Source organism: Bradyrhizobium sp. USDA 4451, from assembly GCF_054822585.1.
The window spans coordinates 8,024,142-8,050,385 of record NZ_JBTRCH010000001.1 but is presented as its reverse complement, the minus strand read 5'-3'; the positions used below and the strand labels follow the sequence as shown (position 1 = coordinate 8,050,385).

18 protein-coding genes are annotated in these 26,244 nt (G+C 59.8%); 10 read left to right on the top strand and 8 right to left on the bottom strand.

The annotated features are described in order from the left end of the window. Window positions 1-125: 125 nt before the first annotated feature. Window positions 126-248 (top strand): hypothetical protein, encoded by a 123-nt coding sequence (locus ACVMB0_RS37530; protein ID WP_461349467.1) that lies wholly within the window; start codon window positions 126-128, stop codon window positions 246-248. Window positions 249-513: 265 nt separating this feature from the next. Here the strand turns inward: ACVMB0_RS37530 and ACVMB0_RS37525 are convergent, their stop codons facing one another. Together ACVMB0_RS37525 and ACVMB0_RS37520 are read right to left on the bottom strand one after the other, a co-directional pair. Then, window positions 514-804, bottom strand: coding sequence for a helix-turn-helix domain-containing protein (locus tag ACVMB0_RS37525; RefSeq protein ID WP_461349466.1), 291 nt, complete (start codon window positions 802-804; stop codon window positions 514-516). A gap of 3 nt (window positions 805-807) precedes the next feature. Continuing rightward, window positions 808-2,136, bottom strand: coding sequence for a type II toxin-antitoxin system HipA family toxin (locus ACVMB0_RS37520; protein WP_461349465.1), 1,329 nt, complete (start codon window positions 2,134-2,136; stop codon window positions 808-810). Window positions 2,137-2,800: 664 nt separating this feature from the next. Here ACVMB0_RS37520 and ACVMB0_RS37515 point away from each other — a divergent pair. After that, on the top strand, window positions 2,801-3,049 hold the full coding sequence (locus tag ACVMB0_RS37515) for a DUF3551 domain-containing protein (RefSeq protein ID WP_461349464.1): 249 nt from the start codon (window positions 2,801-2,803) through the stop codon (window positions 3,047-3,049). A gap of 47 nt (window positions 3,050-3,096) precedes the next feature. On the opposite strand, the gene ACVMB0_RS37510 is transcribed toward ACVMB0_RS37515, so the two are convergent. The 5 genes from ACVMB0_RS37510 to ACVMB0_RS37490 all read right to left on the bottom strand — a co-directional run bounded on the left by ACVMB0_RS37510 (window position 3,097) and on the right by ACVMB0_RS37490 (window position 11,134). Continuing rightward, entirely contained in the window at window positions 3,097-3,597 is a 501-nt protein-coding gene (locus ACVMB0_RS37510) for a hypothetical protein (RefSeq protein WP_461349463.1), read from the bottom strand. Window positions 3,598-4,154: 557 nt separating this feature from the next. Next, window positions 4,155-4,682 carry a GNAT family N-acetyltransferase gene (locus tag ACVMB0_RS37505; RefSeq protein WP_461349462.1) on the bottom strand — a complete coding sequence of 176 codons (528 nt, stop codon included), beginning with the start codon at window positions 4,680-4,682 and terminating at the stop codon, window positions 4,155-4,157. 1,617 nt (window positions 4,683-6,299) lie between these two features. Continuing rightward, window positions 6,300-7,733: an NEL-type E3 ubiquitin ligase domain-containing protein gene (locus ACVMB0_RS37500; RefSeq protein WP_461349461.1), complete on the bottom strand. Its 1,434-nt coding sequence runs from the start codon at window positions 7,731-7,733 to the stop codon at window positions 6,300-6,302. A gap of 585 nt (window positions 7,734-8,318) precedes the next feature. After that, a complete protein-coding gene (locus ACVMB0_RS37495; RefSeq protein ID WP_461349460.1) occupies window positions 8,319-8,666 on the bottom strand; it encodes a hypothetical protein in 348 nt (115 codons plus the stop codon). A 1,070-nt stretch (window positions 8,667-9,736) separates the two neighbouring features. Then, window positions 9,737-11,134, bottom strand: coding sequence for an MATE family efflux transporter (locus tag ACVMB0_RS37490; protein WP_461349459.1), 1,398 nt, complete (start codon window positions 11,132-11,134; stop codon window positions 9,737-9,739). Window positions 11,135-11,188: 54 nt separating this feature from the next. Between ACVMB0_RS37490 and ACVMB0_RS37485 the strand changes: the two genes are divergently transcribed. From ACVMB0_RS37485 to ACVMB0_RS37460, 6 genes are all read left to right on the top strand, one after another. Then, window positions 11,189-11,518 (top strand): hypothetical protein, encoded by a 330-nt coding sequence (locus ACVMB0_RS37485; RefSeq protein ID WP_461349458.1) that lies wholly within the window; start codon window positions 11,189-11,191, stop codon window positions 11,516-11,518. A 324-nt stretch (window positions 11,519-11,842) separates the two neighbouring features. After that, window positions 11,843-12,172 (top strand): hypothetical protein, encoded by a 330-nt coding sequence (locus tag ACVMB0_RS37480; protein ID WP_461349457.1) that lies wholly within the window; start codon window positions 11,843-11,845, stop codon window positions 12,170-12,172. A gap of 818 nt (window positions 12,173-12,990) precedes the next feature. After that, entirely contained in the window at window positions 12,991-13,599 is a 609-nt protein-coding gene (locus ACVMB0_RS37475; RefSeq protein ID WP_461349456.1) for a hypothetical protein, read from the top strand. A 178-nt stretch (window positions 13,600-13,777) separates the two neighbouring features. After that, window positions 13,778-14,494, top strand: a complete 717-nt coding sequence (locus tag ACVMB0_RS37470) for a hypothetical protein (protein ID WP_461349455.1) — start codon at window positions 13,778-13,780, stop codon at window positions 14,492-14,494. Window positions 14,495-14,764: 270 nt separating this feature from the next. Next, window positions 14,765-16,351: a glycoside hydrolase family 28 protein gene (locus tag ACVMB0_RS37465; protein ID WP_461349454.1), complete on the top strand. Its 1,587-nt coding sequence runs from the start codon at window positions 14,765-14,767 to the stop codon at window positions 16,349-16,351. Window positions 16,352-16,577: 226 nt separating this feature from the next. Beyond that, complete coding sequence (locus ACVMB0_RS37460; RefSeq protein ID WP_461349453.1) at window positions 16,578-17,618, top strand: pectinesterase family protein; 1,041 nt, start codon at window positions 16,578-16,580, stop codon at window positions 17,616-17,618. Between the two features lie 591 nt (window positions 17,619-18,209). Here ACVMB0_RS37460 and ACVMB0_RS37455 read toward each other — a convergent pair. Next, window positions 18,210-20,036, bottom strand: a complete 1,827-nt coding sequence (locus ACVMB0_RS37455; protein WP_461349452.1) for an NEL-type E3 ubiquitin ligase domain-containing protein — start codon at window positions 20,034-20,036, stop codon at window positions 18,210-18,212. 516 nt (window positions 20,037-20,552) lie between these two features. Between ACVMB0_RS37455 and nopM the strand changes: the two genes are divergently transcribed. Both nopM and ACVMB0_RS37445 read left to right on the top strand, forming a co-directional pair. After that, window positions 20,553-22,304 carry a T3SS effector NEL-type E3 ubiquitin ligase NopM gene (gene nopM / locus ACVMB0_RS37450; RefSeq protein ID WP_461349451.1) on the top strand — a complete coding sequence of 584 codons (1,752 nt, stop codon included), beginning with the start codon at window positions 20,553-20,555 and terminating at the stop codon, window positions 22,302-22,304. A 1,609-nt stretch (window positions 22,305-23,913) separates the two neighbouring features. Then, window positions 23,914-25,821, top strand: coding sequence for a hypothetical protein (locus ACVMB0_RS37445; RefSeq protein WP_461349450.1), 1,908 nt, complete (start codon window positions 23,914-23,916; stop codon window positions 25,819-25,821). The last annotated feature ends 423 nt before the right edge of the window (window positions 25,822-26,244 follow it).

Sequence of the window (26,244 nt, the reverse complement as noted above, 5' to 3'; positions counted from 1 at the left end):
CCGGATCTGTGCTCGATTTTCCGTCGACACCGCACGACTTGTGATGTCAAACATTTCAAATCGGGGTTTGTACCCTCGAGCCCTGGCCGATGCCGGCGTCGTGGACGGGGCCACGGATTTGCCAGATGACGATTATCGCGGCCGATTACGCTCTGCTGCACGAGCAGTTGCAGAAGCATGATCAGTTTCTTGCGGTGCAGACGCGGTTGGTTGGACCCACGCAAAGTCATCTGCTGGCAGCGAAATGACCATCAAGGGTGTTTGGTGGCGGATCTTCGAGGCGAAGTCGATGTTATACTAAATTCGCTCTCGAAGTGAAACTCGCAACCAAGCGTAGCGATAGTGGCGCTGATTGACGACTGCCGAAATTGCGAGGTTAACGGGCCTCAGCGCTCACCATCCAAGCGGGCAGCAAACAAATCGAGCAAAGGCCACATCATCTTCGTATTGAATGGCTAGAATCTTTGGATTGTAGTCGCTCGCAACCACCACAAGACGAGGTCGAAGACATTCTCACGGAGCGCCGGGCGTCGCGCTCGGTACGAAGCCGACCTGGAAACCGAATACGCGACCGATGCGCTCGAGGGTCGCTACCGTCGGATTGGCGCCGCCCCGCTCCATCTCGGAGACTTGTCGAGTGGTGAGTGAAAATACCTTCGCGAATTCAGCTTGAGAAAGTCCGAGCGCATGCCGTATTTCGGCGATGCCTTCGGGCAGCCGCAGTTTCGCGCTCCGCGCTTTCTCGTTGATCGCGGCGCGGCGATCCCATATCTCCTCCCGAGTGGGCTTTCGTGTCCTCGGCATCGTCTATCCGTAAGTCGGTCGATTCCGCAGCCTTGCGACCTTGTCGGCCATATCGTCGCCGCGCACGACGGCGCTGGCAATGACGCTGTCCGGCACACCGTACATCCGCGCCGCCTCAGGCAGCGCGCGAAGTAAGTCCTCCTTCTCGGCGAGCGCGGCCATGAGATCGTCCGCCGGCACGCCGGGCCTCGCGACGGCGTCGCAGATCAGGCGCCAATCCGGCTCGATGTCACTGCCGCCGGCAAAGGCCATGCAGGCCCACTTCGTGGACCTCACGATCCCCGCGAGCGAGATGCGCATCGGTGCGAAATCGAATAGCGGCGACAGACGCACGTGGCCGTCGGGAAACTTGCGCAACGCGGTGTTTCTGCCGTGGTTGTCCGGATTGCCCATCGCGAGATTGAGCATGTCGCGCCGCAGATATTCGATCGTGTCCGCGAGCGGGTCAGAAGAGACCTCTTGAAGCTTCGCGATATAAGTTTCGTGCTTCTCCAGATGCCCGAAAGCCGCGACGCCGATCGCGGACACGAGGCTCTCCTGACCGTACCGGATCAGTCCGCTGGCATCTCTGCTGCGGTCGAACCTTGGCACGACCAGCACGCCGTTGCCGTGTGTGCTGGTCCGCTCGACATGCAACCCGAAATCCTTTGCGACCTTCGCATAGGCGGCCTCTGATTGAAGAATCCGCTGGTCGATTCCTTCCTCGCTTCGAAGCAACTTGGCGATCACATGGTCCCCCGCATCATCGTCGGCCACCATCGGATCGGGATACCAGAGTCCGTCCGCCATCGACTTCGTGAGCGCGACCTTCGGCCAGTCGCCCTGAAGACCGCTGGAGCCGGAGGCGATCAGGGCAAAGTCGTCCGCCATCGCGAGGAAATGGTCTGTACGCGCTAGAACGTCGTCCATTGAGACGCCGATCCGGACCATCTTCTCGATGCGCTGGACTTCTTCCTCATGTGCCTCCTTTATGCGGAGATTGCCAACTGGAGCCCCGGCCGATCGCAGCAGCAGCTTGATCTGGGTCGCTGGATCGCTTGCTTTGAGACCGAGAAACGCGGCGATACGGTCTGCCTGCTTCCCCTGAGGGATCAGATCCAGCAGGAAGGCCGGCCAAGTATCCGCCGTCCGGTCCTCGAGGTCGATTGGCGCGGCTACCGAGTATGCCCGTAGGTCGCGAACCGGATTCTTTGTCGTTCCGTGCTCATAGAAATAGCTCATCTCGTAGCCGGCCGACGACCGGCTTCCGATCCCACTCTCGGCCTGGGCAAGCGTTATGACGGCGGCGTCATGCCATGTGCCGCCCAAAAACGTCTGTATGGTAAGCTTCACAATCGACCCCTTTAAGGGCTATTTATTCTCCAAGACCTCAATAATCAACCCATTATAGGGCTTATCATTAAGAATATGGAACCTGGCTATGGTCTCGAGCGACCCGTCAGCTACGTGGCCGCCGAGGATACGTATCACCATGGCCGCTGGGGAGCGCGCCGGGCTCGGCTCGCGGCGCCCTCCGAGCCCGCCCATCGGTCGACGACTTGCCGCTCGCCTATCTTTTGGGGATCTGGTGCCGTGGCCCCGAATATGGCCTGACCTGACGCGCGGAAGCGACTGCGCCGAGGCGAGTCGCCGGCGGGCCCCAAGCTACAGTTGATGCAGTGACACCCGTTTTTGTCCTCTTCTATCCGCGAGCAGTCGCGGAATTTTGTGAGGGACGAGCATCTGGAGTCCGAAAAGGCTCTGGGGAAGCACGTTGAGTGCAAATGGATGTGATGCGTTCGCGTATTGGATGATCGATGCGGCGCGTCGGGCAGGGTATCGTGACGTTGGCATGAGCACGCACTTGAACGCCGGGAATTCTGCATGCACATGCCGACCCGGGAATTTTAGAGCTGAGAGTCGCAGCCGGCCCGAGCCATCTTCAATGAGCTTCTAAGTGGAACTACGGATCGTTCGCTCCGTTGGAACAATCGGGCTTCGAGCTGAGGAATCACCAATGCGTGTGTCTCTGTTGTTTGCCGTTCTGGCGTTTGGGATCGCGTGGTACGTAACTGGTATTCCGGCGAGCGCTAGGGATTTTCCATGGTGCGTGCAGGGGAGAGGCGTCGGATATCCCGGCGATTGCATGTACCAGACACGTGCGCAGTGCCTCGCGTCCGCGTCCGGGCGAAACGTGACGTGCGGGTTCAACCCACGCGCGGCATTTGGTGAGCAGCGGCGGCAATACAGAGATCGACATCGTTAGTGCATGTCGGAAAGGCGGCCCCCGGCACTGTCCGCGCCCGGACAAGCCTATAAATCGCCAATAATTTCCAAGTTAGAGTGGGTTCGAAAGCGACACCACTCCATTATCGGCAGTAGCCACACTGTCGTTCGTTGGTGTGCGGCGGTCGTTGCCACGAAGGCATCAGGACAAGGCACGCCGCCCGCCTTGTAGTAGAGCGCGGTATGGAAATTCCAGGCGGTCGTGGCCTTGTCCTGCCGCTTCCTGTCGCGCGCGCGGCCACCGAGCGAAAAGCCGTAGGTGTCGGGACGCACGACTTGACACGGAAGGGGCAAGTCGACCGCACGCGCCTTGAACAAATCGTGGAAGTTCAGCGACGATGGTGTCGGTCGCCGCTGCTCCGGAGCCGGCTCCTGCAGTTCGTCGATCGGAGGGGCGACCTCGGAGATGCGAGGTCCGTCAGGATGCCGACGTCTACAAGCTGCGTCATCGATTTTCACGAATAAGAGGCGGAACACTTTCGCGGCGAAGCCGAAGCCCGCCGCGAACCTTTGCTTCACTGCCGGCACTTAGAGGGCCGGGAAAGGCGCGGCTCCCAACCGGAGTAGGGAGCCGCATTGTCGTCATTGAACCGGCCGCCGAAACCGGTGGCGGTGTGGCGCGTCGCCCTACGAAAGTAGAGGCCGCTTAATTAGGGGGGAATTGCTCGTCGCCGCACCCTTCGTGGCTCCTGCCGACTAGAAGATTGTTCCAATGGCATACAAGGTTGAACCAAATGGACACAAAAACGCTCTGGATGGACGACTTGGAGTGATTTTCACAATAGGGATTGCTTCAGGCTCTGCGGCCCCTGCGCTATGGACGTTGAGATCGAGAGCGGGAAAATCGACGTCACTTTCCCGATCGTCGGCTCGGCGTGGTGATGAACAGGCCGTGCGGCAGTTGAATGATCTACCGTCTGATCCGTTCGATTTCTTATCTCGACAGCCCAATCATCGTTGTTCACAAAACCATAAAATACAGCGGTAATGTCAGTAATGTTCCCCGACGATGATGATTTATCGGGGCGGGACCGGACAGATCTTGGCCGTGAATAGCAAACGCTGAATTCAGCTACTACGCAGCATTAGAGATGCTTGTAAAAGAAGGTCGCCGAGCGATATGTTCCGTCAGGGGCGAGCACACACCCGGGTATGATACCTACCCGCAGCCATCCCTCGCTGGCGTAAAGACGCTCGGCGGCAGAACCTGTTGTCGTGCTGAGCGTCAACAACGTCTTTCCCTCCTTTCGTGCTAAGTCGCTGACAGCCGAGATGAGCTGGCGCCCGATGCCGCGGCGGCGTGCACTTCTGTCAACCAGGACTTTGACGATTCGGGCGCTATGCAATTGGTTGTCAGACGCGGCAGGTATCATTTGGGTTGTGCCAACAATCTGACCTGCGCCATCTTCCGCAGCTAGTAATACGCATCCATTGCTGATGACCGCGTCTGCGACGCTACGCCAGTACACCAGCGCACGTCGTCGAGTTAGTGGTGGCAGGAAGCTAACCGAGTCGCCGTGGGCGACGCAGTCAATGAGGATGTCGGCGAGACGCTCCAAACGCTTATCCACTTCGTCGGCGCCGATGCGCCGTACCTGGATATCGTCCGTCATCTGTCGGACAGCGCGAGCCGATCGGCCCCGGCTAGGTCGGACGGTGAGTTCACTGCCAACGCCACGGCACGAGCGAGTTCCACAGAGCGACATGCTCTTGAAGGCAAAAAGTGGTCACGTGTCGCGTCGCCCAACTCAACCGAAGCTGGCAAATGACTATGGAGGACTACTCCGCCAAGCTGCAATGCTCATCTGCCTGCTCGAAGCGCTTGGACCTGCGGGCTCCGCATCACGACCCAAATTTATCGCGGAGCTCCGCAGCACGAAATAAATTCAGCGCGGAGATGAGAGTCTTGTCGTGCGGGAACAGCCTCCGAGCGGACTTGACCCGCGCGTCATGGTCCAGTCCAGATATCGTCTGGCCCTCTAAAAGAAGCGCCTCGGAGAACCTGCGAAGAGCAGGGCGATACAGGTCAAGGGCGGCCTCGCGGCGCCGATTGGCACGCGTCATCATTTCAATGAAACTCTCGTCGTTTTCTGACGGGCCTGGGTGGAATCCACAGCGAGCGGCGGGCTCGCAGCAATCGCGAAGATTGCTCAACGGCGCCTTCATCCTTCGGCTATTGGAATTCGTTGATGAGCGATAGGATTGCTGATTGCGCAGATCAAACGCTCGACGTCGAAACCGGAGAACATGCCCGCAATCGGCCAAGTTCGGTGGTATGCAGGCTTAATGTGCGCCTGTTACTGAGCCCGAGCTGCTGCATTATTCGTCGCGTCATCAATTCGGCGCCGGTCTTCTTCATACTGATGAGGACATGGACCACTGCCGGCTGGGAGCGCCGTCGCCAAGGATGGCTCAAACGCCTGGTGCCTCGCCGACCCTCTTGCTGTTCTTCCGAGGTGGCATGCTGCACCTGCGACCGAACTGTTACATTGGATGGGTCACAATTGTGCGGGTCCACGTAGCCTCACGTCCAAGATCACCTGAACAGACATTCTACCAGAGCAAGCTTTCGAAAAGCTGACGAAGCCGCAACGTTGCTGCTGGCACTCGTACGGGACGACATTGGCTACGATCGTCCGTCACGCCTACGTCATCGGCCTTCCCTCAGGCATGGCTTCGCACCGAGCGCCGAAGTAACTTTGGATCATCCACATTCTGATGGCGAGCCGCACGGGGGCCGATTGGATGGTCATCAGTGGCAGCCTTCCGGCCCGGTAGCTGTGCGGCGGGTGCACTAGCGATCCTGGTCGCAGACCTACGGTGAGCGCCGTGTGCCGCGAAGCCGACGCCAGACGATCGCGTTGGGCATTGAGTGAGCTGTGAAACCCTCCGCCAACGGGAAAGAAGATTCGTTGGCCGCACTGCCGAAGTATCCTGCACGTGATCAAGTTCGACCAGGGCTAGCCAGTCGTGACCTGGCACAGCCTTGTATTCGCACCTGACGAACAAGGTCTCTTCGTCGAAATCCAGGCGGGCAATGGCCTTGAACTCTGGCGTCGCTTACAAGTTGAGAATTGCAGGTTCCTGGGCACGGCCGGCGAGTGAACAACGCACCGAAGTGGTGGTAGGCGGTCAGCAGACGGCAACTGCATGTGTCCATTCAACCTGAACAATCGCTCGTCCTGGAGCGATTAAGCGAGACTGCCTGATCCGGGGCACGGTCGCATCGATCAGGGCTCGAGGCCGTGCTCCCGGAGAACCTTATGCATCAGCTCGCCTTTGATCTCGTGAGCGATTTCGCTGAGGATCTGGGCCCCGACCACCCTCTGGGCATCGACATCATCGCTCAGGCCATGCTCCGCGAGTCGCTCGTTCAAGCGGGCCGGAAACTCATTTTCGATCGCATCGGCGATCCGGTCCCGCGCCGCGGCATGATCATCGGGGGCGATCCGCCTCACCGCCGCATCCCAGGGCTCCCAGCGCGTTGCCAGAAAATCCGCAAAACCCGTCGCTTCCTGTTGCCGCACCGACGTCTCAGCTCTGGTAACGTCGTCCGCCGTGACCTCAGCGAGATTCAAGAAGCGCATATCGGGGGCGATGTGGCGCAGTTCAAGCCGGTCCCGTAGCTGGGTCTGATAGGCAAGATAGACCTCGATCTCGTCGATATCGGCCTCAGGGTCGGCGCGACGCAGCGAGCTGACCGTCTCGCGTGCGATGTCGTCAAGCGCCCCCAAACGAAACATGACACGGCCGTGTTGCAGCAATTGGTCTAGCCGATTGTCATAGAGCCCGTCCTTGACATCAGCGTTTACGCGTGCGGTCTGCATGCCGTTCCAGGTCAAAGTGATGCGGTCCTCGCAGGATGCAGTCGCTCCATTGGCCAGCTCGAAATACTGCTTGCGCAGGTTAGGCCTCATCGTGGCCTGTAGCAGATTCTCGGCCACTTGGTCGCGGAACGCCTGATGACCATAGTTCACGGTGCCCGCGAGCCTTTCGAGAAACAGTGCGAAGTCCTGCGCACCCGGCTCTTCGGCGAAGCCTTGCCACGCGTCCACTGCGCCGGGCTCGTCCACGAGCCAATCCGCGACAACCTCGTGGAGGGATCGCGGCTGATGTTCCACCGATTGTAGCGGCATCGACAGAAAGACCTGCGGGCCGGCATAATCCGCACCACGCGTGGTTGACGCCAAATCGGCCAGCACCGGACCCGGTATCGGATTAGACCGCAGATCGATGCTGGCCGCGCTGCCGAGCTGCGTCAGCACGGACGCGGGCAGGCCGGTCAGTTGGTTATTGCTGGCGCCGAGCATTTCAAGGCTGACCGGGAGCGTCTCTGGCAGATTGGTCAGCTGATTTTCGCTGACGTCCAGGTATTGAAGTCTGGCCGGAATCTCGGGCAGGCTTGTCAGCTGGTTGTCGCCAGCGTCCAGGTACCGCAGCCTTGCCGGAAGATCGGGCAGGCTCGTCAGCTGATTTTCGCTGACGTCCAGGCGGCGGAGCCTGGCTGGAAGGTCGGGCAAACTGGTGAGCTGGTTATTGCAGGCGGAGAACTCCTCGATCGTTGCTGGAAGGGCGGGCAGATCCGCCAGCTGGTTTCCATCGACCGTCAAGCTGCGGAGCCTGGATGGCAGCTCTGCCGGCAGGCTGGTCAGCTCGTTGGCCATGAGGTGGAGGTTCCGCAGCCTGCCCGGAAGGGCGGGCAAGCTAGTCAGCCGGTTGTCAGAGGCGTAGAGGTCCCGGAGTCCGCCCGGAAGCTGGGCCGGCAGGTTGCTCAACTGGTTACCGATGACGATGACGGTTCGGAGCCTGGGCGGGAGTGAGGCTGGCAAGGTGGTCAGGGACAATGACGACAAATTCAGCTCGTCTCTGACATTGCCCTCGTCCCGCCATGCCCTCGTCCGGTTGACCCCCTCTTGCCGATTCTCGTCTTCGCCCTGCCCCTCTTCCGCTGCCCAGCTCGCCAGGGCGCGATCCTGCGACGAGACGAGGTCGGCGGCGGCTGCTCCTGTGGCCCAACGCGTCAGCGCTGACGCCCACTGGGTCAAGCATGAGGGGGGCTGCCCGGCGGCCCGAGACGTTCGCTCGGTGCTTTCGGATTCGGAAGGTATGCCAGCGCGAGGCTGGGCCCGTTCTGTATTCATTGAACTCCATGACATGGTTAAACTCAGCCGATTAGGCGGCACTATCGGCTGCATCGAGACGTTCGCATGGTAGGAAGCTCAGCTGTCGATAAGCTGACGAGCGTCAGGTCATCCGCCATGAAGCGGTTGCAAAGCTACTCTTCGTTCGCTCGGTGAGGATCCTGCGCTGTCGCGCAGCTGCTCAAATATTTCAATTCCATATTCGCAGCATCGGTCTCGAGACTGCTGCTCAGGCCGGACCATAACTCCATCCGGATGAAATATTCGGAGGCAGGTCACCTTGAACCGTTTTGCTGGTGGGAAACTGACTGGTCCGGCGTACAGCGCGGTCTCCTCGTGAGGCTCGCCGGCGCTTGTCAACTGCTGCTCGAACGCCTCGCCCGCTTCACGATCTTCCGCGGCGGCCCGTTGCACCTGCATCAAAGCTGCCGGACTGGATGGGAAAGGATTGTCCATGCTCTTCTCGCTCCGCGGACGGTGGCAGCACAGCTACGCCGGCAAGCTTGCGAGAAGCTGGCGGCCTTCCTCCCGGCTACAAAAGTGGCGCACCGATCCTTGCATTTGGTTTCCGTGGGCGCCGTACTTTGATCGCCCGCTCCAGCACAGGAGATCGTGCAATGTGCGGCCCGGGTGTCCTGAATGCCGGGGGACCAGCGGCGCATTGCATTCGCCGTGGATGGATTTTCGTCGACCGCGACCGCCTGCTGAGAAACACACCATAGCTGCTTCATCCCGTCCAAAGGGAATGACCGTCGAGCAAAGGGTTCAGCTCGCAGGCGGAATGTAGTCAATCAAGGCGCGTCATCCCGAGCCGACGCCTTTGCTCCGGTTGCTATTGGCAAGCAGGAAGGCAAAAATCTTGTCGATATGGGCGATGTCCGGCGTCGGCTTCGATTGATCACCTCAAGCCAAAGCCCCGGCTGCATGTTAGCCCAAGAAGCAAATGGGGTAAGTCACTTCGAAAACCCTGGCCAATATGGAGTGGCCTGTCTTTTGCATCAGAAACGGTAGCGAGATCGCGTCCGCAAAATCTCGTCGGAAGCTATGCTGCTCGAAGATTCGCAGAGCGACGACGCTGACGCTTGAAACGAGGAAGCGCTTCAATGAGGAAAAAGCGAAATCATGCGAGGCAAACAACGTCACTGCAGGACCGCCTGGCCATATTCGCAAGAGGTCTTGCCGAAATGGCGGCGACAATGCCTGCGGGAGCGGAGCGAGATAATCTGCTGAAGCGAGCCCGCACCGCGGAAATTGCAGCAGACATTGACGATTGGGTCTCTTCGGCGGGGCTTCAGCCGCCGACGCCATAGGGCTGGAGCCTCTCCTTCTCGAGGGCCCCGTGTCCGGCAGGGGCTCTTCTACTTCTGGAACAAGAGGGCCGGAGATTCGGATCTCGAAGCCTGACTACAGGAATAGGCTGGGAGCCGGCTGCCTGTGTTGTCCGAAGAGAATGAGGAACCGCTCCGTGGCGCTCACTGCGGAGCCTGTCCTTCACGCGCATTTTCTGGTCGCGCCATAGCTTCGGCTCATGGCTGGCTCACCGCTCGAGCTGAAGCCTGGCTCACGGCTGCTACAGGAGGCCTGTTCGCCAAAAGACGCAAACGTATCACAAGGAGCGCCGCGTAAACGGCCTTGCCGATGGACAAGCCGATCCAGATACCGATCGCACCGAGGCCAGTTTTCAAGCCGAGCACGTAGCTGACCGAAAGGCCGATCAGCCAGTAAGCGATGCCTGCGAAGAGCAGCGGCACACGCGTGTCCCTTAAGCCGCGTAGGCCACCAGCGGCAATGCTCTGAAGCGCATCTGTAATGAACAAGCTCCCTCCGACAAGGATGAGAGCTGCCGTCAGCTTGATCGTGGCGTCCGCGTTGCTGGCCGATCGGTCGACGAACAGCTCGGCGATTGCAAAGCGCGTGCCGACCACCGCAATCGTAGCGACCGCCGCGATCAGGACGCCAAGCAGCATGGCGGCAAAACCAGCTTGTCTGATACCTGATAGATCGTTGCGGCCGAGTGCGTGCCCGATGCGCACGCTCACCGCCATTCCGATGCAAAACGGGATCATGAACGGGGCGGCTGCAACCTGGAATGCGATCTGATGGGCGGCAACCGCTGTAGTGCTGATCACACCCATCAGGAGGGCGGTCGCAGAGAAAAGACCCGATTCCATGAAAATAGCGACCGAAATCGGGGGGCCGACCACGAGGAGCTCCCGCATCAATGGCCAATCGAAACGCCAAACATATCGGAGCACCTGGTAGTCGCGAAAAGGACGGCAGTATGTAACGAACCAAATACCGGCCAGAAAGGTCCCATTGTTCACCAGACTGGTCGCAAGGCCGGCCCCGAACAAGTCAAGTTGCGGCAAGCCGAATTTTCCGGTGATCAACAGATAGGCCAGCAGTGCGTTGGTCGGAATGGCGGCGAGCGTGATCCACAAGGCCGGCGCCGGGCGATCGACCGCTGCCATGAAACTGCGGATCGCCAAAAACCACAGCGCAGGCAAGATGCCCCAGGCGAGCCCGAGCAGATATTGCTGAGCTAAGCGCGCGATGGCAGGCTCCTGGCCAAGTGCAAGCACGATTTGCTCGCCTCGAACCGGCAAAACCATGATCGGCGCCCATAGAACGAGTGCAATCCGTAGCCCCATGCGCAGCGAGCTCCGTACCAGGGCTGTGTTTGCCGCGCCACGTGCTTGCGCCGCGAGTGGCCCCACTGCCGAGATCACGCCAGCTGCGAAGGTCAGGCCAACCGATAAGATTATGCCGGCAAGCGCGGCTGCCGCGAGGGCTTCGGTGCCGATGTGGCCGATCCAGGCCAGATCCGTCGCCATCATCGCGATCTGCGCAAGTTGCGTGAGTGCGATCGGGGTCGCGAGTGTCGCGGTTGCGGCGAGCTCGCCACTGAGGCGATGGCGGGTCACCCATTTGGCCGTGACGCCAGGATGATCGGTGCGTGTCGTCCCCCGTCTTTCTCATTGGATGACACCGCTCCGGATTCTGCGCTTCAGCCAATTGCTTTGCTGACACTACATTCGCGCTGCAATGACGGTCGGGTCATCGGCACTGTCATTGCTGATAGCATGTTCTCAATTGATGACGCTCCGCTCAAAAATGGTGAGAGCGTTTGGCCGCCAAGGAAAGCAGTCGTTGTTATGAGCGTTGTGCTTGCGACTTCGGCTGTCGCGTTTCAGACGCCGTCTGTCTCAATCGCGACAACAGGACGTTTACAGCGAGAAAATGCTGCGAGAGGCGCATCATTCTTCAGTGAAGAACTCTCAAGCACCATCGGCATGTCGATTGCTTGAAAGATGTGAGAAGATTCATGCGGCCATGATGTATCAGTAACCCATACGGGTTTTCAAATGAAGATTGCCGGATCCGTTCGACTTCAGGGGTCTCACCAGGCCGCTCCACCGCGCGTGCCTGCATGGCGACGTTTTGTCACCTTCAGATCGCGGTTAGATTTGACGGCCGCGACCAACACCTTACAAGGAGCGCGGCACGAATGCGCATGCCAGATTGAAGGTTTTGCACCCGAAGGCGATCTATCGCCTGACCTTTCATTGACATCGCAGGCGCGAGCATCGATCAACGGCGAGATGCCGAGCCATTTCGCTTGAAGCTGAGCGATGGCGAGGCATCAGAGCTTGCGCTGGCAAAGGATTGATGAGCCGATGCAGGACGATTGGGATCCTGAGCAACTACTCAGGCAACAGGACGAGCTCAAGGTCAAGATGCTTTGTGCCCAATCGGTTATAGCCGAATGTAAGGCCGAATTGGCGGAGCTCGAGCGGAGACTTGAGGGTCGATCGGTCTCGTCGCCGATCGATGAACGCCAGCGCGACTCTGCAGTCAATAGTTCAATACCCAACACGCGACCGCGCGAATCCCGAAGCGTCGATGATCCTGTTGATCAGAATGCTGCTGTGGCGTTTTCGAGCTGGTCATGGGACCGTTGAAGCTGCCGCCGCGGACGAGAGGTATTGTCATGGACCTGGCGAAGACCTCTGGATGCATCGTGTTGCGGACCCGGTGGGCAAACTGCACAACGGGGGCGGCCCTGCCGCTAGGCTTGGGCGCTTTGGATACGGTGCGCTGCTGCGAGTAGAGGACCGTATCGGAGCGTTTTGACGAGAGCCTCCTGTTTCGGAGGCTCACGCAGATTTAGCCGGATGTTGAAAGCTCTCCACCTGCACACACGGCGGGTGGTCGTCTTGTTCGTCTTCGGGGCGTTCAAATTGCGGGTCGACGTGTCTGGAGCGGGCGTTCAATGATCACGATGTCCCGGGTGGTGCTGACCGGGGATGCCGCCCATGCCTCGTCCTGCATCGCGTCGATGATCAAGTCGCTGCAAGCGATCACAATGCGATCCGGAAGGGAGCGGGTAAGCGGCAGTCACGTAAATTCGTGAGACGGCAGGAAGAGGGGTCCTAGGGCGAATGCGATCCGGTGACGGCCGTCGCCTCGTCAGCTTCTCGAAAGCTTACTCGATTAAGGACTAACCCACTGATTCGGGATGAGAGGCTGGCGTGGACTCGCGCAATTTCGACATATCCAATGCAGCACCTCCGGCATCGGTACAGCATGCTGTTGGAGATGAGCAGCAACCCAATCAGGGGGAACAATACGCCTTTGAGCGGCAATTGGATGCAGCGCGTGTGGCCGTTCCCGCTGAGCCTGCCCCGGCCGCAACCCGCCGCCGAATGTCTCGCGCGCGGATTTTCATTACATTCATGAGATGATGAGCGGTGTCAGTACTCGCCGGAAATTGGCACCGTTGACGGCTGAAAAGTATGTTCAAATGCTTTACAAGGTGGCGAATTACCTCGGCGAGCGCGGCCAGTCGCTCGAAGCCAGCGACGATAATGCACTCAATCAGCTCTCCGACACGGTGTTCAAGGAGAACAAACACGTAGGTATCGCTTTGCGGGCGCTTCAAGAACAGCGCGGTGGTTCATCGGTAGTTAAGGTCAGGCGCGTGCGTGCCGCAGCTCCAGCGGGGGCCGGGCGCGCACCTATTGCTCCCACTGAGGCTGATGCGCCGCTTATCGAAAGCGTCATAAACGAAGGTATCAAGCGCAAGCACTGGACGCCGGCTACCGCCCAGCATCATCACACGACCCTTCGCAAGCTGTCCAAGAGTCTCGGCACGCGGCGCGAGACGCTTGCCGGAACAAGCGATGATGCGCTGCACGAATATATTCAGGAAGCCTTCCCAGAGAACTGGAAGAGAATGACGGGTTCGCTCGGGGCGCTCCGCGAGCATCGAGGAGGGGGGAGAGCTTTCGAGGGCGGGTCTTCCGCATCAGACGGCGTTGAGCGGGCCGTAAGCCGGCTCGTCAAGTTCGGATCTCATTCCCAAGGAGCTTTACCAGCTGCTGGATAATGATCTCGACGCGTCGTCCGTCGTAGCCGAGACTCCAGAACTTCTGAGCAAGGAGCAGGAGCTTCGGGAGCAAATTGCGGGCGGACCGGAATCGACCTCCGTGCCGCTTCCCGTCCTGGGCGAAGAATTGAGGTCATATCCAGAGGGATCCGCCAGGCGGCCGGAAAAGCGAAGACGAGTGCTGGATGGTCAATTCCCGCATTCGCTGACCACCATCGATCCAGGGCGGTTGGCCCTAAGCCCCCGGCAGTTTGTTCCGGCGGAGCGTTCGCAACTGCTGGATGAGCCCGCTCGGTTCGATCCGGTTCCGTTCGTCGACGCCGGCGCAGGCCCAACAGATCCGGAGGCGCTTATTTTCGCACCCCTTCCGCTTTCACCGGAGGAGCTGTCGCGATTGTTAGATAATGAACCCATGCCGCCACAGCCAAATCAACTCGCCGACGCGGCAGCAGGCGCGGCAGATGCAAAAGCCTCTGTCATCGCTCCACCGTCGTTTTCGCCGGGGGAGCTTTGGCGTCTGCTGGATGATGACCCCATGACGTCTGCCCCAGATCAGTTCTCAGTCCCGATCAATTCAGATGTCTTCAATTTCGCTTCCCTGCCGCTTTCTCCGGACGAGCCTGGTCGACTGCTTGATGCTGCCCCCGCGCCCGGCAGAGTAGACCCGTTCACCGGCCAGTCGCCCAATTTTGCTGCCGGTTCCGACACCGTCGACATGCCGTTCTCACCAGGCGAGCTCCGCGGGCTGCTGGATGATGACCCCGCGCCGATTTGGATAAATCAGCCAGTCGGCAATTTGCCGGTCTCCGCGGATCTAGATCGGTTCATATTGAACGTAGAGCAGATGCCACCAGGAGAGCTTCGGCGATTGCTTGACGATGAGCCGGCATCCTGAGCCGCGGATCATCAACCGCCTCGCCGCTTGCCGACCTGCTATTAGACAACACGAGGCATCGCCGCCGACGCCCCGAGTTCGCTATGGCGGCCTGTTTAATTCGCGGCGCGCCACGGCACGTCTAGTCGGTATCGAGCGTGCCACCTTGGCTTCAGCCGGCTTTGCTTCGATAAGTGGATTGCTTCCGCGCACAGTGCTCTTGGAGCTTTGGATAAAGATGCATTTGTAGCCTAGGGAGTGTTGTGGCGGCACCTGACCGGCTCTCAATCAATGGCTGAAGACATCGGCAGCGGATTATTGGCCGACCTGAAAGTCTTCCTGCAAGGCGGCACGGGCGTGCAAGCCTCTCTCCGCTATGAGCTGGAAATCCTACGCGGCCCTTGCAGGACCGTTCATCGTCCCTTGCAGCAATGCTGCTGCGAGCTCGTGAAAGTCTATGCATCCTCTGCGTCTTATAAATGTCATCTTGCGCGGCGAGTGAGGCGAGCCGCGGCGGACCAGGTCGCGCACGTGAGACAATTGGGCCGCACCGATCCACGCGGCGAAGAGACGAGGTCGATGACAAAGCCTTTTCGAGCATGCAGTCTGTTATTCATCATCGCCTGGATCATTCGTTGTCCGGCGGCCAACGCACAAGATCGTCGCATCGTTACCGAACCTATTGCACCTCAGACGGTGTGCGACCGGCCCGTGCCGTCCGGCAAGCAAGATACGGTCACCTTGCAAGATGCCATCGACCAATGCCCGTCGGGGGCAGCCGTTTATTTAGGACGGGGCGAGTTCCGGTCTGGTCCTATCGAGATGAAATCGGGCGTGACGTTATGGATCGGACGAGGCGCCAAGCTCATCGCCATCCCCGAACCGGCTGCTTACGACAAGGGCCGTGGACAGTGTGGTCGCATCTCGGGCAAGGGCGATGGTTGCCGGCCATTCATCAGCTTTTCCAAAACCCGTGGCGGCGGTATCTACGGGGACGGCATCATCGATGGTCAGGGCGGCGCAACAATGGTCGGCGGCGCCGAAACCTGGTGGCAGCTGGCCCGCCGCGCCCAAGCCGAAGGCGGCAACCAAAACGCCCCGCGCTTGATCCAGATCGATCATGCGCAAGACATCACGTTCGCGGGTGTCACCTTGCGCAATGCGCCCAATTTTCATATCGCGATGAACCGGGTCGAAGGTGCCACGTTTTGGGGTCTCACGATCGATGCCCCGGCGGACGCCCGCAATACCGACGGCATCGACCCTGGCGCGAGCCAGGATGTGACCATCACCCGCAGCTTCATCCGAACGGGAGACGACAACGTCGCAATCAAGGCCGGCGATAATGGCTCAAGCAGCCATATCTCCATCATTGATAATTATTTCGGCTGGGGGCACGGCATGTCGATCGGTAGTGAGGTGAATTCCGGGGCCAGCGACATAATGGTGCGTAATCTGACGCTGGACGGAACGACGTCTGGTCTGCGCATCAAGAGCGATGTCAGTCGAGGCGGTTTGGTCGAGCGCGTGACTTATGAAAACATCTGCCTGAGCGGCAACCGGTGGCCGCTGGCGTTCGATGCGAAATACGATCCACGTGCACAAGGCTCGCGGATTCCGGTCTATCGGCAGATTATTCTGCGCCATGTGCGTGGCGACAATGGCGTGCTGATGATGCGTGGCGTAGATGAGCGGCATGCCCTTGACGTAACCCTCGAGGATGTCCGATTTGCCAGTTCCGCGACCTGGCAGCTCGAACATGCAAAGGTGACCGCCGATCACTCTGACGTATCGCCGCCGTTGCCGGGGCGAACTGCAGAACCGCTGTCGCGCGGATCAGACGCTTGTTCCAGCGCATTCCGAGACGTCGACCGGTAAGCACTACGACTCCGGCGCGGAACGTCGGAGCGGAGAGGCCGCATCGATGGGCTTGGATTGCCGATATTGGCGGAATAAAGCCTCATGGCGCGCGCCCCGCTGCGCGACTGGTTAGCAAGGGCGGACATTGAGAGAGTTGCGCTCAGGATCCTCAGGGTTATCTCGCGGCCGCGCGTTACATCGACTGCAGCGAAGGCGCCGCAAACGCGACCAAGGGGAAGATCAAATGAGAATGTTCTTGATGTTCGCCGCGCTTCTGGCTGGATGTTCCTGTATCCCGGCAGCATACGCCGAGGCATTATTGGTGTCGCGTGCCGCAAATGCTGACTATCACTCCGTGCAGGAAGCCATCGACGCGTTGCCGGCGCAAGGCGGGGATGTTCGGATCGCGCCGGGGATCTATCGCGAGAAGGTCAAAACCTCAAAATCCGGTATTCATATCGTGGGGACTGGCAACAAGCCGGAGGATACGGTCATTGTGTATGGCGACGGCGCGATCAATGCGGGAGGAACCGCGCGTTCGGCCACACTGGATGCCGCTGGCGATGACTTCCGGCTCGAAAATCTGACCATCCAGAACGACTACGCCCTCAATCCGGCCAATCCCCCCTCCCAAGCAGTCGCGCTGTCAGTTACCGGAGACCGGGACGTCATTTCGCGCGTCCGCCTGCTCGGCGCCCAGGACACGCTGTTTGCCGGCAAGGGACCGAACGGCCGAATGTCACGACAATACTTCTCGAAGTGCTACATCGAGGGGCATGTCGATTTTATATTCGGCAACGCCAAGGCCTGGTTTCGGCAATGTGAGTTGCACGGCATCGCCAATCAAGCGGTCATCTATACCGCTCAGAGCAAGGCAGCGCCGGATGAGGACAGTGGCTATGTTTTTGATCATTGCAGGCTAACTGCCGACTCTGTTGCGGGCTATATCGCACTTGGCCGCCCTTGGCGCCCCTACGCCACAGTGGTCTTCCTGTCGACGAAGATAGCTGCCCCCGTGATCGCGGAGGGGTGGCGCGAATGGACGCCGGGTAAGACCAACACGTTGAAGACAAGCTATTATGCTGAATACAGATCCTTCGGCGTCGGGGCCAACCCCTCAGGCCGCGAGCCTCACTCCCATCAATTGACAGATGGCGAAGCTGCGAGATGGTCGCTGAGCGTGTTCTTCGGAGGCGCCACAGATTGGCTGCCAACGAACCATCACGATGGAACACAGAGCAGCGTTCAGGGCGAAGGGCTTCGACGGCGATCCTTGGATGAATGACGGGAGGAGAGCCTAGTTGTCGTGGAGAGTCTTGTACAGCAACCCACTGGTGCCGCGGTCAAACCGATAGAAAGGGGCCGGCGAGACGATCTCATCGGTTCGCGGTCCGCCCACATGCGCCCGCCTCAGCTCGCAGATCATCTTGTTACTCTTGACGGATCAGTGCCGGCAAGCGCTACGGACAACGAAGTGATCTGATGCTTCGCGGTTATCTTCGCTCGGCCGGTGATGTTCAGGGCCATCGTAGCTTAGCCAGTAGCGGTCGGCTCGGTCAGTCGATACCGCGAGGCAACTACGGTGGAGTCCGGCGTTCTTCCATCCTGGATCGGGAGCCATACAAAGGCGCGTATCTTCTCTGTGATTTCGGCAATTCGCTCTATCCATGCGGCCCTCGGGGGTAGCGGCCGAGGACATCCGCATCACATCGTCGCTGTAAGCGAACACCGATGGGATGAGCGAGCAACGTCGGTGCTTAGATCCCGTGCCGCTGCACTCGCTGCGCATCACGCGAATTCTCTCGGTGACCGACCGACCGCCTCACCAGAGGGAAACTGCAACAGGACTTAGCAGTTTCCTGCAGCAAAAGCCGATTTACAGTTTGAGGCCGTGATCATTGAGCACCTTGTCTCTGAGAGCGCCCTTGATCTCACGGGCGATTTCCCTACGAACTGCGGCACCCAACTCTAGCTTGGCATCCTCGACAAGGTCAGCTTCGACCCCGATCAAACCTTTGTCGGTGAGCTGTTGCTGCAGCCGCCTGGCGAACTCCGGCCCCATTGCAGCAATGAGCTCGTCGTGCGCCATGGCATGGTCTTTGGGGGCGATATGACGCACAACGTCGTCCCAAGGTTGCCAGTCCACCGCCAAATAGTCGGCGAATTCCGCCGCCTCCCTGTCGCGCACGGATGTCTCTGCGCTATCAACGTCAGCGTCGGTGACGCCGGAGACTTCAAAGAAGCGCATGTTCGGCGCGACGTGTTGCAATCCCAGCCGCTCGCGGAGCTTATTTTGATAAGCAAGAAAGATCTCAATGGCGTCGACGTCCTCGAGGTTGTTGCCCGAGCCTAGCGAGTGAACCTTCTCGCGTGCAATTCTCTCCAGCGCGTCCAGGCGGAACATGACCCGCCCCAGATCGATGAGATCGGGAAGCCGGGCCTTGTTGTTATAGGCGCCGTTCTCGACGTCTGCGATGAGCCGTGCGGTCTGCATGCCGTTCCAAGTCAAAGTTCGGCGATCCTCGCAGCTCTGGTTGGCGTCCAGGGCCAGTTGGAAGTAGCGCTTGCACAATTGCGGGTCGTTCGCCGCCTGCCGCAGATCATTGGCCACCGACTGGCGGAATTCTTCATTACCTGAGTTCACGGAGCCGAACAGTTTGCCAAGGAAGAGCGTGTATTCCCGCGCGCCCGGCTCTTCAGCAAGGCTCTGCCAAGCTGCCAGAACCTCTCGATCAGCCTCCTGTGGATTGCCGCGGAGCCAGTCTGCGACCTTCTCGATGAGAGCATCGGCCGCCTCATCTTCCATCCCGGACGATTCACTCTCGTCATCGCGCGAAAGGTAAACGGTCGGACCGACATAGTCACCGGCGCCAAGTATTGTACCCAGATTCGCTAACACCTGCTCGGGTAACGGATTTTCAGTCAGACCTAACCTGCCATTTGCGCGAAACTGCGTCAGCAGGTCCTCGGGCAAACTCGTCAACTGGTTTTGGCTGGCATCGAGCAACTCAATTGAAGCAGGAAGGGCCTCCGGCAAACGCGTGAGTTGGTTTTCGCTGACGTCGACAAACTGGAGCGTGGCAGGAAGGACCGCCGGCAGATTCGTCAACTGATTGTGGTTGGCGTAGAGAAACTGGAGCGAAGCAGGGAGGACCTCGGGCAGATCCTGCAGCTGATTGTGGCTGAGGCCGAGAAGCTCGAGCGCAGCAGGTAGGACCTCAGGCAAGCTCCTCAGCCGGTTGAAGCTCGCGTCGAGGGCTCTGAGCTCGGTCGGAAGTGCGGGCAGGCGGGTCAGCTGATTGCCCCTGACGTCAAGACGCTGGAGTGAAGCAGGGAGGCTATCGGGCAGAGTGGTCAGCCGGTTGAACGGTAGGTCAAGCAAAACGATGGCGCTCGGAAGCCTAGGCAGGCTAGTAAGGGACAGCGATTCAAGATTCAGTGTAGTGGTCTCACCGAGAGCATTCACTCGGCGTGCTGCTTCGTCCCGATCCTCGAGCGGGCCAACCTCCGGTTCAGCAGCCCAATTCTCGAGCACCTCGTCTTCGTCGTTCTCTGCATGGGCTGAGTGCCCGGAGTTTGTGGCGTAGCCGGTCACGACTGCGTTCCACTGCGCTGCCGCTCCGTTTTGCCCGCCCTCTTGTCCGGAAGATGCAGAAGGGACGCCTCCGCCGGGCTGAGCCTGTCCTGCCTCAAAAGGATCCATCTCATCCTCCTTACGAAACTGAGTAGACTCAGCCCATGGTGACCTGCTCTTGGACTTAAGACACTTAGCTTTCGATAAGCTGACAGACTTTCACCGTAAGGTGGCAACGATCGACATCGAAGCCGAATGACTGCCGCTGCGACGATTCTGGAACAGTGACTCGATCTCCGCCGAGGGCAGTTATCTCCAACCTACACGTGCTTCGCTCATCCCTTGGCAACGAGCGATCCAGAGGTTCTGCAGCGACACTCGTCAGCTGATCGACAGGTAGGGCTGTTAACGGCGGAACGCTGCCCCAGGAACGGGTCCTACCGGACTTATCTGGTCAACGAAATGGCGGCAAAACTTGCAGCAGCGCCGATCCATGTCGATCCATTTGCCGCGCTTGGACTCGTGTGAACCCGTACCCCACTCGGACGGGGCCGTAGAGCACTTATAGCGGTTATCAAGTGACATTCGCGCTGTGCAACCGCCTGCTTCGCGGGGGGCATTCTTGTTTCTGATGATGGAGAATAGATGGACGCGGGACGGGCACAGTGGAACGCAGGTTCTTCTTCCTCGGCGCCTTCCGAAGAGGCGGACCAGGAAAGCTACCTCGGCGGCTTCAACCGCGCCGTGGCGAATTTGGTCGAAGGCTTGACGGGCTATCGGACCCCGGCTTCCGCGCGCGCGCAGGTCATCGACAACTGGGTTGCCGAAGTGGGGCAGGGCGGGGTCGAGAATCGGCGGCAGGGGCGCACACGAATCAGGAACACGGAGAATACAGGCTCGCACTCGCTGGATTTGTCCTCGCTTTCGCTGACCGTTTTGCCCGCCGCCCTGCCGCCAAGATTGCAGGAACTGCGCGCCAGGCACAACGAGCTAAGCAGCCTGCCCGCCATGTTCCCACCCGGTCTCCGGCGTCTTTTCATCAGCCATAACCGCCTGACCAGTTTGCCGGACGACCTTCCGGCGACCCTCTCTGAGCTGGAGGTCGCCGACAATAGATTGACCAGCCTGCCGGCCAGCCTTCCGGCCGCGCTCGAAATCCTGAACGCGAACGACAACCGGCTAACCAGCCTGCCGGACGCTCTCCCGAGCGGGCTCACCTCGCTTGCGGTCGGCGGCAATCAGTTGACCGATCTGCCCGAGTCGCTCCCGTCGCGGCTCATTGAACTCAATGTCAGCAGCAATCAATTGGCCAGCCTTCCCGACCCACTTCCGAGCACGCTCCAGTCGCTCAACGTCAGCGGTAACCGGCTGACCAGCCTGCCTGAAGGTCTTCTAGATGCTCTCGTGCCGATGAATAGCCTCTACTACCCGCATCTGCAGAGCCCCGAGTTCGGGGATAACCCGCTGCCGGACGACGTCCTCGCTCAACTGGCGGCGGCTGAAGCGCCACCACCGCAGCTTGCGCAGCAATCCCTGCATGAGGCTGCGGCACACTGGCTCGCAGACGACCCGGCCGCGCTGGCCGAATGGCAGCACTTTGCGGATGAGCCCGGCGCCCAGGACTACGCACAGTTCCTGGAAAGGCTACGTGGTACTGTGAACTACGGCAATGACGCGTTTCGACAGGCAGTCGCTAATGATCTGCGGCACGCGGCCGCCAATGCGGATTTGCGCGAGCATTTCTTTGCACAGGCTTCCGAGGCTAACACCAGCTGCGAGGATCGTGTTACGTTGCACTGGAACGGTATGCAGACGGCGCGCCTCAACGCTGAGGTCAAGAAGGGGCTATATGAGAACCGGCTTGGCGAACTGATCCAGTGCGGCCGTCTCGCGTTTCGCCTGGAGGCGCTGGACGAGATCGCGCGCGACAGGGTCAACTTGCTTGCTAGCGTCAACCCGAACGTAGACGACGTCGAGGTCTACTTGGCCTATCAACATCGGCTGCGCGAGCCGCTGGAGCTCAGTCACGTCGCTCCTGACATGCGCTTCTTGGCGGTCTCGGACGTAAGCGAGGATGATGCGACGGAGGCGCTGGACTTGGTCCGGAGGCGTGAAGCAAGCGAGTTCATCGACTACTTGGCAAGCCGTTGGCAACCCTGGGAGACGGTGCTGGAGCGCATCGCTCCAGACGAACATGCCACGATGCAAGACCGGGTGCTCGAAGCCATGGGCGAGGAGTTTCAAAGCCGCCTCGGTCAGCGACTGGCCGAGCATGGTCTGCTGGGCGACGCGGATGCCGAGAGGGTGCTCGGAGCGCAAGTCCGAAACGAGATCGCAGGCGAGATCAAACGCGAGGTCATGGACCGTGTGCTCGCACAGCGTGGCCTCGAACTATGAGGCTCCCAACCCGCCACAGAGATGTTTATCATTGCTCTGCGGCGGTACGTAAAGATCGATCGTGAAGCCTCGCCCATCGCTACGGACGTGCTTTTGCACCTTGGAAAGTGTGCGGCCGTCGATCTCGGTTGAAAAGTTGTTGAGGAGATCAGGGCGCGCAGCGGTGAAATCATCAATTCCGGAGGCGCCGCCACAGCCAACAAGCTCGGTTTGCCGAGGCAGCTAACTTTTCGGCAGGTCTATTTCACTTCGCGTGCTTCCCGCGAGCTCTATCTTGGCAAGCAAGTTGTGGAGTTCGAGCATGCACCGCGCCGGTAGCTTACGATGGCCGCCGTCGTGCAGGTGAGGTCGTGCGCGCGCTCTAGTGGGCGGTCTCGAGACTGCACGGGAGGCCTTTTAGTTCCTCACTCAAAAACTGAGCCCGATTGACATGAGCGAAGTCTGCCCAATCTTCATTGCCGACTTGGCTTGCAAGGCCTAATCCGCGAACTGTGCTGGATATACCTTAAACCTATCTGATCCCGAGAGGAGCTCGGCGTTACTGCTGAGAACTCAGGACGGCCTACATATCTTCTGGAGAAAAATATTTGGATCGTTAGATCCTGAACGCACTCGTTGCCAACGGCAATAGCATCTCGTCTTAAAGGGCGGGAACGTCCCCTTCGAAGGCTTACGGCGCAGTCCGCCGTTTCCCGGACGACATGGGTCTCACATACAGCATCGATGGCTCGGGACTGGTGAAACAAGCTAGGATAAATCGGTCCCTCAGAATCGCAGTCAAGCAAAGTGGAACTCCAACGCGCCAGAATGCCTCCCGGTCTGCGTCGAGGAAAAGACGTTGTGCGTCAGAAATGAGCGCCTGCAACAGGACAAGCTCAGCGCCAAAGTTGGTGCCGGGCCAAAGTTGATGCCAAGGACGACAAGATACTCGTCACGCATATCTGTCGGAGACTGGTATAGGCTATGTGAATCCCGCCGTGATGTTTGAATTCGGCGCACGATCGACAGGCGATCCATTGTTATATCCGTCGACCAATTCGCGGCCGGCGAAGAGGTTCGGCAAAACCGGAGCGAACCGTCCTGTCGTCAGGCGGGTGACGATGCGAAGGCGCTGTTGCGCGCAGCAATATCCTGATCTCGTCAGCTTTTGGAAAGGTTGCGGCTACAACAATCAGATAATCCGACCCTTGCTGAACGAACTGCTACCTGGCTGTAATCCAGGATGTGCGGATTGATGCAGGGTCCATGCAAACATGAGGAGAGCAGGATGGATCCGGTTGACCCATTCTTCGATTCAGGAGCCTGGATGCGCGAGTACGCCGCCCTTCAGGGGCGGACTGGGCAACGAGCGGGTAGCCCAAGCGAACAGGGTGACTTTGAAGGGCGGCTGCAGGACTTGACCCTCGATCCGTCTGATCAAAGGAATTCAACTTCGCCTGATCGGCCTCCCGCAGCAGGTGGTCGAGCAGTGCGGAGGGACGATTTCGGTGGTTCGATGCGGGCGCCGCCGCATTCCACTTCGAGGGAGAGTGCGCTAGGCCGCACGCGCCGGAGCGTAGACATTCCCAGCTTTCAGCTTCCCGCTTCGTCGCAAGTGCCGCAGTCTAGTTTGCGAGATGATCTGTTCAACAGCGCACGCTACAGCTTTCCGGACGCGGAGTCGGCCGCATCGGCCAAGAGCGGAAAAAGCCGCGGATTATGGTCACGCTTCAAGTCGGGACTTGGCAAGGCCCTTGGCGGGAGCAGCAGCGGAAAGTCGTCGCGAGACGTGGGGCAATCTGACGTCGTTTCGACGAATCTACGAATTGATCACGCCAGGCAGCCGGGCCGGACGCGTGGGGTCTCTCGCGCCGATGAGGAGCTCATCGAGGATTTCCGAAACAAGGCGGCGGGTAATCTCAGCGACGGCACGATCAAGAACGCGGCAACCGATTTGCGCCATTTGAGCGCGCGCCTGAGCGACGCCGGCAGGCCCTCGATTGCCGATCGAATTCGCCGCGAACTGGAGAATGCGCAGCTGGAGAATCCCGATGTGGAAAACCACCAGCTGGAAGCTGAGCTCGATGATGACGTCGACACCTACGCAAAGGACCGCGGCAGGCGCATCAAGGCGGCCCTGAAGAAGCTTCGTGAAGTAGGCGCCGGAAACACGCTGGCAGCCGATGTCCGCCGACTGGCCCCTCGTGCTGAGGACGCAAGCTTCATCCGCATGTGGGCGGCGGCGGAAAAGGCAACCGGCAGGATCGATCCCAAGACGATCGATAGGCAAACTCGCCGCATGTTTAGGCTGAGTGAGTGGCTGCAGACGCACGACAGACAGCCGATCGCCGGCCGACTTTCTACCCCTGGACTCGTTCAAGACGTCGAGGAATACAAGCAAGAAACCAAGGACGGCAAGATCAACGCTGATCTGGTGAGGCTTGGGCTCTACCAGCAAATCCTCGAGGCGAACAGGGCTCTTGGGTTGCCGCCTCCTGAGGACGCAGGTCAGCCTTCTGGGGTGGCTACTCCACAGGCCCACTCACCACAGGAATTTCCTGCAACGCCAGCCACGCCGAGCGCGGGAGCCTGGCAGTGGCTTGGAGAGCAAATGCACGGGCCCGGTTCATCGATGCCGGCGCCGCACAGCGGTTGGCAGACCAGCTCATCTCAACCGCTTCCCGCAACGCCTGCGACGCCGAGTGCTGGAGCCTGGGATTGGCTTGGTGAGCAGATCCACGGGCCCGCCTCACCAATGCCTGCGCCGCACTGGGCCGCGCAGGCTCATCCGCCATTCGAGCTTCCTGCCACTCCGGCCACCCCAAGCCAGGGAGCTTGGGCCTGGCTTGGGCAGCAGATGCAAGAACCTGCATCGCCTTCGTCCGTGAGGCCTCGATCGTCCAACATCTACGGCGGTCTCGAGTCCTTCGTTGATCTGGATCCACCCACACCGCTTGACTTGCGCGACGATGCGCGCTCTGCGCCACCTGAATTTGCAGCCGCTTCGTCGTTCGCGGGCCCACCGGGGGCGACTCCGGAGCTGCGGGACATCGGAGCGATCGTTGGCGCCAACTGGCGCCACGGCTCCCAGGCGGCCTCAGACGTGTTGATCGATGTGTTGGGCAACATCAATCTGCTGCCAAACCAGTTCGGGCCAAGTCAATTTGCGATTAATGGGGAGCGCTATTCGGCGACATTTGGACCGGGCGGTCGCAGGGATATTCGCCTGATCCATCACCCGCGCATTGGCGGGATGAACGAAGCCGGGCCATCCCGGCCGCTACACCGCCCAGCGCCAATCGTAAGCGCAAGACGACCCGGGGAAGGTGTAGTTGATCTTGGTCATCTGATCCGGGGCGGCTGGGAGCACAGAGAGCGGTTCCTTCCGCTTTATCTCGTCCGCGTTCTGGAAGGCGAGCGCATCATGCCTGCGCCCGGGCGGCCGAGCTATTTCGAGATCCGAGGAATGCCTTATAGGGGCGAGTTGGAGGAAAGCGAAGGACGCCAGCGCGTTCGCATCTATCCCGAACCTCGGTGAAGAAACAGTTGGCTGCAATTCCAAATGCTCGTCGGGCAGCGCGCGCGAGGCGTTCCATCGCGCGTGCGCTTGACCGGCCATACACCCAATCGATGCAGATCGCAGAGGTGGGGCGTGAGTATGCCTGTCTTCATGAGGGCGTCTTTCGGAAAGTAAGTATCTAGGTGAATAACCAGGGACCGGTGATCCCTTAGGTCAGTCGTTTGGCCACGGCGGCGGAGATCATTCGCCAGTCGACGAAGTGCCTGAGTATAAAGCTTGACCGTGTTCGGTTGTGGGTCCTTCTGAGCCTTATATTGAGCAATCGCCCGGTCGATAAGGTCGCGGTCTTCAGTAGATAGATGGGGATAGGGGCCTTCAGCGCCGACGGACGCGGGTTCGGACTGCCTTGTCTCAGCCAAGTGAGGGCAACAGAACGGCGCT